The sequence below is a fragment of the Arsenicicoccus bolidensis DSM 15745 genome, assembly GCF_000426385.1.
Classification (GTDB): Bacteria; Actinomycetota; Actinomycetes; order Actinomycetales; family Dermatophilaceae; genus Arsenicicoccus; species Arsenicicoccus bolidensis.
In genome coordinates this window covers 1-12,089 of record NZ_AUFG01000062.1, presented here as the reverse complement: position 1 = coordinate 12,089, position 12,089 = coordinate 1, and the positions used below count along the sequence as shown (strand labels likewise).

12 protein-coding genes are annotated in these 12,089 nt (G+C 72.2%); 5 read left to right on the top strand and 7 right to left on the bottom strand.

Annotated features, from left to right (window positions below):
- Positions 1–384 precede the first annotated feature (384 nt).
- Both K313_RS0118615 and K313_RS0118610 read right to left on the bottom strand, forming a co-directional pair.
- Positions 385–810: a hemerythrin domain-containing protein gene (locus K313_RS0118615; protein WP_029212895.1), complete on the bottom strand. Its 426-nt coding sequence runs from the start codon at positions 808–810 to the stop codon at positions 385–387.
- 156 nt (positions 811–966) lie between these two features.
- Positions 967–2,322 carry an MFS transporter gene (locus K313_RS0118610; RefSeq protein WP_019287307.1) on the bottom strand — a complete coding sequence of 452 codons (1,356 nt, stop codon included), beginning with the start codon at positions 2,320–2,322 and terminating at the stop codon, positions 967–969.
- A gap of 188 nt (positions 2,323–2,510) precedes the next feature.
- Between K313_RS0118610 and K313_RS0118605 the strand changes: the two genes are divergently transcribed.
- Positions 2,511–3,530 (top strand): small ribosomal subunit Rsm22 family protein, encoded by a 1,020-nt coding sequence (locus K313_RS0118605; protein WP_051274223.1) that lies wholly within the window; start codon positions 2,511–2,513, stop codon positions 3,528–3,530.
- A gap of 120 nt (positions 3,531–3,650) precedes the next feature.
- On the opposite strand, the gene K313_RS0118600 is transcribed toward K313_RS0118605, so the two are convergent.
- The 5 genes from K313_RS0118600 to K313_RS0118580 all read right to left on the bottom strand — a co-directional run bounded on the left by K313_RS0118600 (position 3,651) and on the right by K313_RS0118580 (position 7,529).
- On the bottom strand, positions 3,651–4,337 hold the full coding sequence (locus K313_RS0118600; RefSeq protein WP_029212893.1) for a class I SAM-dependent methyltransferase: 687 nt from the start codon (positions 4,335–4,337) through the stop codon (positions 3,651–3,653).
- A 197-nt stretch (positions 4,338–4,534) separates the two neighbouring features.
- Positions 4,535–4,705, bottom strand: coding sequence for a hypothetical protein (locus tag K313_RS23745; RefSeq protein WP_156911469.1), 171 nt, complete (start codon positions 4,703–4,705; stop codon positions 4,535–4,537).
- 174 nt (positions 4,706–4,879) lie between these two features.
- Positions 4,880–6,139 (bottom strand): Dyp-type peroxidase, encoded by a 1,260-nt coding sequence (locus tag K313_RS0118590; RefSeq protein WP_029212892.1) that lies wholly within the window; start codon positions 6,137–6,139, stop codon positions 4,880–4,882.
- Complete coding sequence (locus tag K313_RS0118585) at positions 6,136–6,798, bottom strand: copper chaperone PCu(A)C (protein WP_029212891.1); 663 nt, start codon at positions 6,796–6,798, stop codon at positions 6,136–6,138. The genes K313_RS0118590 and K313_RS0118585 overlap by 4 nt, the downstream gene beginning before the upstream one ends.
- A gap of 68 nt (positions 6,799–6,866) precedes the next feature.
- The gene (locus tag K313_RS0118580) at positions 6,867–7,529 is read right to left on the bottom strand and encodes a hypothetical protein (RefSeq protein ID WP_029212890.1); all 663 of its coding nucleotides are present in this window, start codon (positions 7,527–7,529) and stop codon (positions 6,867–6,869) included.
- Positions 7,530–7,706: 177 nt separating this feature from the next.
- Here K313_RS0118580 and K313_RS0118575 point away from each other — a divergent pair, with 177 nt between their 5' ends.
- The 4 genes from K313_RS0118575 (at position 7,707) to K313_RS21760 (ending at position 11,684) form a co-directional block, all read left to right on the top strand.
- Complete coding sequence (locus tag K313_RS0118575; RefSeq protein WP_034254386.1) at positions 7,707–9,164, top strand: hypothetical protein; 1,458 nt, start codon at positions 7,707–7,709, stop codon at positions 9,162–9,164.
- Between the two features lie 60 nt (positions 9,165–9,224).
- On the top strand, positions 9,225–10,391 hold the full coding sequence (locus K313_RS0118570; protein WP_029212888.1) for an App1 family protein: 1,167 nt from the start codon (positions 9,225–9,227) through the stop codon (positions 10,389–10,391).
- 120 nt (positions 10,392–10,511) lie between these two features.
- Positions 10,512–11,372, top strand: a complete 861-nt coding sequence (locus K313_RS0118565; protein WP_029212887.1) for an Fpg/Nei family DNA glycosylase — start codon at positions 10,512–10,514, stop codon at positions 11,370–11,372.
- A 51-nt stretch (positions 11,373–11,423) separates the two neighbouring features.
- On the top strand, positions 11,424–11,684 hold the full coding sequence (locus K313_RS21760; protein WP_051274222.1) for a DUF1905 domain-containing protein: 261 nt from the start codon (positions 11,424–11,426) through the stop codon (positions 11,682–11,684).
- Positions 11,685–12,089 lie beyond the last annotated feature (405 nt).

Sequence of the window (12,089 nt, the reverse complement as noted above, 5' to 3'; positions counted from 1 at the left end):
CAGCGACGGCGGGCATACCTTGACGTTACGCGCGCAACCTGGGCGAGGGCCACGCTCGACATACGGGATCACGACCCGATCACTGCTCGTGCCGCGACAAAGCCGACCGACTCCACCGGCGGTATGCCGTCGCGCCGACCCTTCCGGGGCTGACGCTCATCGCCGCGACCATCCGCAGCCATCGCGCTGCCGTTCGTGAGCTGGGAGCTCACAAACTGCTGTCTGGCGGGCGTCTGGGCAGCACTTCGTGAGCTGGGAGCTCACAAACTGCTGTCTGGCGGGCGTCTGGGCGGTGCTTCGTGAACTGGGAGCTCACAAACTGCTGTCTGGCGGGCGTCTGGGCGGTGCTTCGTGAGCTGGGAGCTCACAAAAATCCGGCAGGCGTCAGGCAAGCTCCATGATGCGGTCCCAGGACGGGCCGTCGAGCGACACGGCCGCGGCGGGGAACAGGCCGTTGTCCTCGCGGTCCATGTGCACGCGCAGCCGGTCCTCGAACGCCTTGTAGCCCCCGAAGTCGCCCGCCTTGACCGCGTCGAACAGCACCCACAGATCTTCGTGCTCGGAGCACAGGTCGTCGACGTGCTCGGTGAAGTCCTCGTCCTCGCGGAGCACGGCGAACAGGCTGCGCTCCTCGGAGTCGAAGTGGGGCTGCATCAGCCCGGCGAGGTGCTGGCAGGCGGCCTGCACGGCGGCGAGGTCCTGCTGGTCGCACGCCCGGCGCAGCACCCCGAGCTCGTTGATGAGCTGGTCGTGCTCCTCCATGTAGCGCCCGATCATCTCGATGTCCTTGCACCCGCAGTAGGAACACATGGGTCCATCGTCCTCCCGCCGGATTAGCACGGTCAAACGCGTGTCAATCGCGTGGCGGTCCCCCGCGGCGCTGAGCCGGGGCCCGATGACGACGAGGCCGTATGACGGTGGGCCCCACCGTCATACGGCCTCGCTGCTGGATGGCCGACCAGGCGATCAGTGGCCGGACATCGTGTGGAGCGGCTCGTTGGTGCGGTCCTTGAGCAGCAGCACCGCGACGAGCGAGATCACGGCGACGCCCATGAGGTACCACGCGACGTTGACGACGCTGCCGGTCGACTTGGTGATGGCCTCAGCGATAAGGGGCGCGAACGCCCCGCCGAAGACCGCGCCGATCGCGTAGGCGAAGGAGACGGCCGACAGGCGGATGTGCGCGGGGAAGGCCTCGGCGAACATCGCCGACTGCGGGCCGTAGGTGAGGCCCTCGGGGATCGCGATCCACAGCAGCGCGACGGCGACCCAGAAGAGGGTGCCCTCCCGGACGGCCATGAACATCGGGACCATGCCGACGATCATGAGTACGTAACCGATGATGTAGACCTTCTTGCGGCCGATCTTGTCGGACAGGATCGCGCCCCACATCGTGGTGACGAGCCACAGCGCCGCGGCGGCCATGACCCACAGCAGCACGTCGGTGCGGGCCAGCGGCGGCTTGGCGGTCTTGGTGGCGTAGGCCAGGACGAACCCGCCGACGAGCATGTAGCCGAGGGCGTTGTTGCCCATGAAGGACGCCGCGGCCTTGATGACGTCGCCGAGGTGGTTCTTGACCAGGGTGGTCTGGGGGACGGCGCTGTGCGCGCGGGCCTCCTTGAGCTCCTCGAAGACGGGCGACTCCTCGACCTTGGACCGGATGTAGTGGCCGACGAGGACGAGCACGATGGAGAACAGGAACGGGATGCGCCAGCCCCACGACTCGAACTGGTCCTTGGACAGGGTCGCGGACAGCACGGTGAGGAAGGCCGTGGCCAGCATCATGCCGAGCGGCACCCCGATCTGCGGGTAGGCCCCGAACCTGCCGCGCTGGCCGTGCGGCGCGTGCTCGACGGCGAGCATCGCGGCGCCGCCCCACTCGCCGCCGGCCGAGAAGCCCTGCAGGCAGCGCAGGACGATCAGCAGGATCGGCGCGGCCATGCCGATGGACTGGGTCGTGGGCAGCAGGCCGACGCAGGCGGTGGCGATGCCCATGAGGATCAGCGTGAAGACGAGGACCATGCGCCGGCCGTAGCGGTCGCCCACGTAGCCCATCGCCATCGCCCCGGCGGGACGGAAGAAGAACGAGACGCCGATGGTGGCGAAGGAGACGAGCTCCTTCCAGTCGCCGAGCCCGCTGAAGAACAGCTTGCCGAAGAGGAGGGCCGCCACGTTGGCGTAGATGAAGAAGTCGTACCACTCGATGGTCGTGCCGACCATGGTGGCCAGGGCGACGCGGCGATACTCCGTGGGGGAGGTCGTGGGAGCGTCGGAGTCGTGGATGATGTCCGGCTCGTCCGGGCGTGCGGTGTGCTTGGCCATGCTCGTCCTTGAGATGGTGGGGTCTGTGGGTGTTCGCATATCGGACTCGTGGACCGGTATGCGGTCAGTGGGTTGACCGTAGGGGCTGCCGGGCTGGGGCACAAGGGCCGTTCCCGACCCGTTGCACGCCGGTCGACGACCGGGTTGGCGGGCTCGGCGAGCGGTCGTGATGGCCCACACTGGTGGGTATGCCGAACGACCCCGCCCGCCCGGACCACGACTCCCGCGTGGTGGCGGAGGAGTTGCGAGACCTGCTCGCCGAGACGCTGGCCGGCCACCGGGTCGAGGCGCTCGCTGGGCGTGTGGCCCGGCTCATCGAGGCCTATCGTTCGGGCTCGGTCCCTGCCTCGGTCATCCTCGACGACCCGGTGACCGTGGCCGCCTATGCCGCCTATCGCATGCCCGCGACCGTCGCGGCGCTGCGGTCGGTGCTCGAGCAGGCGTCGGTGGCGGTGCCCTCGTTGCGCGTGCGCCGGCTGGTGGACCTCGGTGGCGGCACGGGCGCGGCGGGCTGGGCCGTGGCGGCCTGGGCTCCCGAGCTGGAGCAGGTCGACGTGCTCGAGCAGTCAGAGCCCGCGCGGACGCTGGGGGCTCGGTTGGCGAGGGGGTCGTCGGTGGCGGGACTGCGCGAGTCCCGTTGGCACGCCTGGACGCTGGGGCACAGCGCGCGGCCTGGTGCGCTCGGCGACGTCGCCGACCTCGCCACCCTGTCGTATGTCGTCGGCGAGCTGCCGGACGCGCTGCGGCACGAGGCCGTCGCCACCGCCATGTCGACGGCGAGCACGGTGCTGGTGGTGGAGCCGGGGACGCCTGCGGGCTATCGCCGGGTGCTCGAGGCGCGGGGCCTGTTGCTGAGCGGGGGTTTTCGGGTGGCCGCGCCCTGTCCTCACCAGCTCGACTGCCCGCTGGTCGGGGACGACTGGTGCCACCTGCCCGCCCACGTCGAGCGATCCGCGCTGCACCGGGCGGTCAAGGGAGGTGAGCTGTCCTACGAGGACGAGAAGTTCAGCTATGTCCTGGCCACGCGCCTGCCCGTCGAGCCGTATGCCGCCCGCGTGATCCGCCACCCGATGATCCGCAAGGGCCTCGTCGGGCTGCCGCTGTGCCAGGCCGACGGCACCGCCGCGCAGCGCCTCGTGTCCAAGCGGCAGGGCGCGGACTACAAGCAGGCCCGCAAGCTGGAGTGGGGCGACGCCCAGCCGGGCTGACGCGAGTCGCCGCGGCTCGAGGCCCGGGAGCACACGAGGTGCGCACGGCCTTCACCAGTCGGCGCTGGGGGTCGGTCGATCACCTCCGCTAGGGATGTCTAAGGCAAAGTCAATAGTCGCTCAGATACTGCTACGCCGGGCGATCAGGTAGCCCTGGGGCTGCTGCTCGTCCGGGTCGGCGGGCCTCCCGCCCCAGAACGCCACCGCGAACCCGGCCTCCTCGAACCTGCGCGTCAGCTCCCCCTGCGACAGCCACCAGATGTCGAACCCGATGCCCAGTCCGAGGGATTCGCCCCCGCGGCGCACGCTGTCGTCGCCGACCTTCCACGCGGTCGCGACATAGCCACCGGGCCGCACCACCCGGGCCAGCTCGGCGAACGCGGCCGGCCGATCCTGCGGCGGCAGATACATCAGGGAGTACCAGCAGATCGCCCCGTCGAGCTCGCCGTCCCCGAACGGCAGCGCCCGCACGTCACCCACCTGCACGTCCAGCCCCGGCTGCTCCCGCCGCGCGACCCGCACCATCTCGGGGGAGAGGTCGAGCCCGCGCACCCCGATCCCGCGGTTCAGCACGTATGCCGCCAACCTCCCTGTCCCACAACCGATGTCGCCGACGGTGGGGGCGCCCGCGCCGCGCGCATCCGCGGCTGCCCGCACGAGATCGCAGAACGCCGCGAGGATCCCGCGCTCGAGCGGCATCTCGTCGAGCAGGGTCGCCAGGCGTTCGGCATACGGCTCGGCCAGCACGTCGTGGGCCTGCCGCAGCTCGGTGGTCGCGTCGCGTCCGCCGCTCGTGGTCGGTGTCATGGCCCGCACGCTAGCGGTGACCTCGGACAGGCCCTCGAACAGGCCCCAGGCGGACCTCAGACAGCCCTCGGACAGACATCGGCAGGCGTCGGTGCTGAGGTGACCCGACGGGGCAGGCGGATCGTTCCGGTTCGGACCGTTGATCGTTCCAGCCGCCCCGACGGGTCACTTTGTGCAGGCTGCGCCGGGCGTCGCCCTCAGTAGGAGCTCTGCTCGCCCTCGCCCTGCGCCGGCTCGGACGTGTCCTGGCCGCCGGCGGCAGCGGGGACGTCGCCGAGGTCGTCCTCCTGCCCCAGCGCCGTGGGTCCACCGTCGGTCTGGTCAGCGTCCGTCTCGTGCTGCGGGTCGCGCGTCGCGTCGCTGCTCATGCCGCCAGGCTACGGCGCCGCCCCGGAGCGCGTGTGGCGGGCCTGGTCAACGCTGGGAGCGCTGAGTCCGCACCCGGCGGGCGGCGCGTCAGCTGCCCTGACGTGGACCGTCACGGCAGCTGACGATGCGCCGGCCGATGCGAGCATCCTGCGCTCACCGGCCGTGACGGCCGCTCACGCCCAGAGGTCCTGCGCCAGCACCTCACCCTCACGACACCCCCGCGGTATGGCGAACACCGCCGACCCGATCGGGGTGGTCCAGGTGTTGAGGAGGTCCGCCTCGGCGAGCCGCCGCTGCACCGCCAGGAACTGCTCGAGCTCCGCCTGGTAGGCGACGAACAGCAACCCGGCGTTGGTCAGTCGGCCGGGGGCGGGCGGGTCGTCGTAGTTGTAGGGACGACGCAGGAAGCGGTCACGCAGCCCCTTCTCGTGCGGCATGGAGCGACGCACGTGCGAGAACTCGTCGATCACGGGCAGCCCGAGCCCGTTCGTCGCCGCCAGGTCGGGTGCGTCCGTCTCGGCGCGACCGGTGAGGGGCGACCCGTCCGTCTGGCGGCGGCCGAGGGAGGTGTCGCGGGTCAGCGGGTCGGCCTCCTCCCAGGTCTCGAGGTTCATGGCGATGCGGCGCAGCACCATCGTGGTGCCGCCCTGCAGCCACCGCGGCGCGGACGACCCGCACCACACGACCGCGTCGTCCTGGCCGCGCACGGGGTTGACCGTCCCGTCGGCCTGGCCGAAGAGGTTGCGCATCGTCTCGCCGGGGTTCGTCACGCCGTGCCCCTGCCGGAAGCCGCGCTGCACCCAGCGGACGGTGGCGATGGTGCGGGCCTCCTTGGTCAGGACCCACTGGGCGTGCGACACCGTGATGGGGGAGTCCGCACAGATCTGCAGCAGCAGGTCACCTCCGGACCAGTGCGGCTCGAGGCGGTCGATCTGCGGGAACGCCGGCAGCGGTTCCAGCCACGGCGGCCGCGGCGCCGTCACGCCGCGCAGCCCGAGAACGCGGGGGCCGATCCCGACCGTCACCGTCAGCGATGCCGTCGTCGCGGTCATCTCGGGCTCGAAGTCGGCATACGGCGCCTGACCAGCCATGAGCTGGGCGATGTCCTGCGTCCAGATCCGCATGAGCCGCTGCAGCGTCGTGACGTCGGCGCCGGGCACGAGGTCCATCGCCACCCACACGCCGTGCGCCTGGGGCGGGTCCATGATCCCGGGCTGGTGCTCGCCGTGGAAGGCCCGCCGCTGGTGCCCGGCCAGCTGCACCGTGGTCGGGCCCTCGCCGGTCGCGGCGGGGGCGGGGGCGGCGCCGGATCGCGCCACCCCCATCCCACCCGCGGCGCCAGCGGCCAGTCCACCGAGCGCCGACAGCCCGCCGACGAGCACGTCACGCCGGTCGAGCCGATGCCCGTCGGCACCGCGCTGGTTCGCCGTCATCGGTGCGCGTGCGTCGTCGCGGAGGCGGACGCGGAGACTGACGCGGGGGCGGTCGGCGTGGCGTTGGGCGTCATCGACATGCCGCCGTAGGTCTCCTTGGCCCCGTTGAACTCCCGTGCGGGAGCGTGGATGTGGACGTGGCCGCCGTTGGCGTCCTGCAGAGTCACGACCGTCTCGGTGCCGGACAGGATGGGCTTCTTGAGGCCCATGAGCATGACGTGGTTGCCGCCCGGCCGGAGCTCGAAGGTGCCGTGCGGCGGCACCGTGAACCCGTCCTTGGTCTCCTTCATGACCATGGCGCCGGAGGCGTCCTTCTCGGTGATGTGCAGCTGCACCATGGCGGCGACGTCGCTCTCGGCGGAGACGACCCTGACGGGCTGGTCGGTCTCGTTGACGAGGGTCGCGAAGAGCCCGGTCATGCCGCCCTTGACCGCCTTGACCCAGGGGTCCTTGACGATGAGGGAGCGGTGGTTGACCGAGGTGGCGGTCGTGGCTGGGGAGGTGGTTGCGCTGGTGGGGGACAGGGATGCCGAGGCGGAGGCGGTGGACGTGGGTGCGGTGCTGGAGCCGGCGGCCGTGGTCGACGTGCCCGACCCGCACGCGGCGGTGACGAGGGCGAACGAGGCGACGGCGCAGGGCAGCGCGATGCGCTTGAGCATGGGTGTGGTCCTTGGTCTGACCGGAGTCGGTCTGGTGTCTGGGCAGGTCGAAGTGGGCTGACGCGGGGTCAGCGGGCGCAGACGACCAGCGGAGGACCACGGCGCGGGGCCGCGAGGACGAGCTCGGCCGACCGCAGGCGCGGCACGGCGACGGTGATGGCAGCGGGGCGGGGCCAGTGGGCAGGGCGTTCGAGCAGGAGCCGTATGACGGGCGCCAGCCAGCCCGCGAGCAGCCACAGGGCGCGCTCGCCGCGGGCGAGCACGGCCGCCGTCACGACGGTGGCGAGGACGTGCGCGAGGACCATCGACAGGGACAGGTGGTGCCCCGACCCCATCGCGTGCATCCCGAGGGCGTCGACCCCCACCGCGTGGGCTGCACCTACGTCCGACCCCGCCTGGCCCGCGTGGGTGACGAGGACGGCGTGGTGCCCGCTGCCGACGACGTGCCCGAGCGACGCGGCGTCGGCCCCGGTCGTCCCCAGCAGCGCGAACGCCTCGTGCAGCGCCAGCTGACCGCCCCCGAGGATCGCGCCGATCGAGAGGGCCCCGAGGCGGCGGCCGCTCGCGACCAGGCAGGCCATCAGGACGAGCCCGAGCAGGACGGTCAGGACGCCGCCGCCCGGCAGCGCGCCGCCACCCAGCACGTGGGCGAGCGCGGCGAGGGAGATCGTGACCACGGCGAGGGTGCTCGCGCGCAGCAGGCGCAGTCGTCCCCCGTCCGGCGTGATCATGGCGCCAGTCTAGGGGTGACCTCGGGCGGCGACAGCACGTCCTCTCGAACCCTCTAGCTGCGTCTAGCAAGAGATGCAGAGAACGGCATACGACACGATCGGTCCTCGCGCCCGACCGGGCCCTGTGGTTGGCTGCAGGCACTGCCTCCCCACCCCTAGGAGCACGTCGTGGCCGACATGACCGGAGTCGTCTTTCCCCAGACCGAGGGCCGCCGCAGCACCAGCGCGGTCGGTCGCGAGATCGTGGCCGGCGCGCTCGGCGGCGTGGACCCCGTCGGCTCCGCTGCGGCACGGCGCGAGACGGCGTGGCGCAAGGAGTACGCCGTGCACTTCCGCCGCCTCGTCGAGGTCGGCATGGAGGACCGCGACGCCGCGCTGACCGTGGCGCGGCAGGGCCTCGAGGCGCTGCACGGGCAGATGCGCTGGGTCGGCGCGAGCGGCGTGGACCAGCCCCAGCAGGCGGGTCTCGACGAGGTGGGCACCCCGCTGCACAGCGCCACGGTCGAGGGCACGGCCGAGCCGGAGCGCGAGCTGACCCTGCCCTATCGCGGGCGGCGGCTGCGCGGCGACGAGCTGCGCCGGCGCCTGGACCAGTGGGTGCGCGACGGCGTCGTGGAGCCGGGCGTGCAGCAGGCGGTCGAGCGTGTCCTGGACCACCCCGAGTGGCTCGACCTGCGCGACCAGCGCGTCGTCGTGCTCGGAGCCGGCGCCGAGATGGGCCCGCTGCGGTCGATCTTGCGCTGGGGCGGCGAGGTCGTCGGGATCGACCTGCCCCGCCCAGACCTGTGGCGCCGCGTCCTGACGGCGGCCCGCGAGGGCGCCGGGCGGCTCGTCATACCGACCCCCGACCCCGAGGCGAGCGACGCGAGGCTGGCCGAGCGCGCGGGAGCCGACCTGCTCCACGACCTCGGGGCCGTCGCGCGGTGGATCGACGGGCTCGAGGGCCGGCTCGTGCTCGGCAACTACGTGTATGCCGACGGCGCCACCAACGTCCGCGTCACGACGGCGGTCGACGCCCTCACGACGCACCTGGCCGCCCGACGCGAGGACCTGGCGCTGGGCTTCCTCGCGACGCCGACCGATGCCTTCGTGGTGCCGGCGGACGCGGTGGCCCAGGCGACCCGCAACTACGGCGAACGCTCGCTCGGACGCCTCGTCCGGACCCCGCTGCGCGTCGCCAGCGGCGGCCGGCTGCTGCGCCGCCAGTACGCCCCCGGCGAGCAGCTCGCGATCTCCGACAGCATCGTCGAGCAGCAGGGCCCCAACTACCTGCTCGCCAAGCGCGTGCACCGCTGGCGCGCGTCGGTCGCCGCCGACGACGGGTACCTCGTCTCGATGAACGTCGCCCCTCCCACGCGCACCCGCTCGGTCACCAAGAACCGCGCCCTGGCCGCGGCGTATGCCGGCGCCCACTTCTTCGGCATCGAGGTGTTCGAGCCGGCGACGAGCAACACGCTCATGGCCGCACTGCTGGTCGACGACCTGCGCCGCGCCCCGGGCCAGGCCGGACCCACGCTGCCGTGGCAGGCCGAGGCGCGGGCGGCGGCGCACGGCGGGCTGTGGCGCGTGGCCTACGACCCGCGTAGCGCCCTGGGGATCGCGGCGCTGCTCGGGCTCGGCGGCGCCCGACAGTGATCCGGGCGAGGTTCGCCGCATCACCCCCGCCGGGGGGCACCGCCCCATAAGGTCTGCACCATGGCTTCACGACCCCACACCGCGTCACTGATCGAGGACGCCTGGCACCGCCGCATCACCTCGCTCCTGCACGAGCGAGGCTGGCGCACCCAGGCGATCGGACACACCGGCTACGGCACCCCCGAGCGCGTGCGTGTGCTCGGCCGCATCAAGATGGCACGCCCCGGCGACGAGTCCACGCAGGCGAGCCCGCACCGTGACGACGCGGTGCGCGCCCTGCGCGGCGAGGAGCGCGACCGCGGCTGGCGGTCGTTCGCGACGCCGCCGCCCGCCGCCAACGCCCCCGTCACGATCCGGTTGGGGGACAAGGCGGTCGAGGCGCGCACGGACCGCGGCGGCTACGTCGACGTGTGGGTCGAGCAGCCCGGGCTCGACGCCGGCTGGCACACCGCCACCATCGAGTCGCCCGACTCGGACCCCGCCGACGCCCCCGTCCTGATCATCGGCCCGGAGACGAAGTACGGCATCGTCTCCGACATCGACGACACCGTCATCTCCACGATGCTGCCGCGCGCCATGATCGCCGCGTGGAACACCTTCGTCGTCCACTCCAACACCCGCCGCGCGGTCCCCGGCATGGCACCGCTCTACCGCGAGCTGCAGGAGCGCTATCCCGGCGCCCCCGTGATCTACCTGTCCACCGGCGCGTGGAACACCTTCCAGACGCTCACGCAGTTCCTCTCCCGTCACGGGTTCCCGCTCGGGCCGCTGCTGCTCACCGACTGGGGCCCCACCAACACCGGGTGGTTCCGGTCCGGGCAGGAGCACAAGCGCGCCAACCTGCGCCGGCTGTGGCAGGACTTCCCGGACATCCACTGGCTACTCGTCGGGGACGACGGCCAGCACGACCCGAAGCTCTACTCCGACTTCGCCGAGGACCACCCCGACGTGGTGGAGCTCATCGCGATCCGCGAGCTCACGCCTGCCGAGCAGGTCCTGTCGCACGGCCTGCCCGTGTCCAACGAGGAGCTGCAGCCGATCGAGCGGATCAACGCGACGACGCCCGTCTACCGCGCGCCCGACGGCTACGGCCTGGCGCAGCGGCTGCGGTCGGCGTTCCACGCGGGCGACGCCGGGGCGCACCACCACCCCGAGGTCGAGGAGTCGGCCGCCCACGCCGAGGCGGCCGCCGCGCAGCCCGACCGGGACGACCAGAACCCGCTCTGACGTCTGCCTCTCGCTCTGGCCGGATCCCCTGCTGGCCCCGCCGGACCTGTTGTGGGCCCCCTCGCCGGAACCCTCGCCGGACCCGTTGTCGGTCCGGCGAGGGTGGGGCAGGATGAGCCCATGCCGGAGCTGCCCGAGGTCCAGGCGCTCGTCGACTTCCTGACCGAGCGGATCGTCGACGACGCCATCACCGCCGTCGAGCTCGGATCGTTCTCCGTGCTCAAGACCTACGCCCCCGCCCCGCAGGCCTTCGACGGCCTGGTGGTCTCCGGGGTCGGGCGGCACGGCAAGTTCGTCGACATCGACTGCGACGGGCTGCACCTGATCTTTCACCTCGCCAAGGCCGGCTGGCTTCGCTGGTATGACGAGATGCCGCGTACCGCGCTGCGCCCCAACAAGTCTCCTGTCGCCGTGCGGGTCCGCCTGGCGTCCGGTGGCGGCTTCGACCTGACCGAGGCGGGGACCCGCAAGAGCCTGGCGGCATACATCGTGGCCGACCCGCCCGAGGTGCCCGGGATCGCGCGGCTCGGGCCCGACCCGCTCGCCGACGCGTTCACCCTCGACGCCTTCGCCGCGCTGCTCGGCGCCCGCAACGCCCAGATCAAGGGCGTCCTGCGCGACCAGTCCGTCATCGCGGGGATCGGCAACGCCTACAGCGACGAGATCCTGCACGTCGCGCGCCTGTCGCCGTTCGCCAAGGCTGCGGCGCTCGGGGAGGACCAGGTCGCCACGCTCTACGAGGCGCTGCGCGAGACCCTCGCGTCCGCGGTGATCGCCGCGTCCGGCAAGCCCGCCGCCGAGCTCAAGGACGCCAAGCGCGCGGGGATGCGGGTGCACGGGCGCACCGGCGAGCCCTGCCCCGAGTGCGGCGACACCGTGCGTGAGGTGTCCTTCGCCGACTCCTCGCTGCAGTACTGCGCCACCTGCCAGACCGGCGGCAAGCCCCTCGCGGACCGACGTACCTCGAAGTTCCTGAAGTAGCCCGCGCGCTGCGACGAGGCAGCCGCGTGATCCGGACCGGAGGGCGAGCGCATGGCCACGAGCTACACCACCGAGATCATCCTGCCCATGGGCGGCAGCAACACGGGCATCGAGGTGCCGCCCGACGTCCTCACCGCCCTCGGCGAGAGCAAGCGGCCCAAGGTCAGGGTCACGTTGAACGGCAGCTACACCTTCGAGACCACCGTCGCGAGCCGGGGCGGTCGCTACCTGATCGCGTTCTCCAAGGCCCGGCGCGAGGAGTCGAGGCTGGGCGCCGGCGACTCCGTCCAGGTCGACCTCGAGCTCGTCTAGCCGACCGTTGCTGAGCTCGCGGCTCACTTTGTGCCGTCCACGGGCGGGATTCGCCGCGCTGGCGACCGTTGGTGAGCTCGGGGCTCACTTTGTGCCGTCCACGGGCGGGATTCGCCGCGTGGGCGACCGTTCGTGAGCTCGCGGCTCACTTCGTGTCGTCCGGGGGCCGGGATTGACCTCCCTGGCGACCGTTGGTGAGCTCGCGGCTCACTTCGTGTCGTCCGGGGCCGCCTCCATCGGCGTTTGTGAGCTGCCAGCGCACGAACCGCCGAGCGGAGCTGCCCTTTTCGGACCTTTGTGAGCTCCGAGCTCACATCGCGCGTCGGGTCCCACGCAGGTCAGCGCTGCGAGCGCGGGGAATGCACGGTTGGGGGTGCGTGAGCGTGCCGGGTCAGCGCTGCGAGC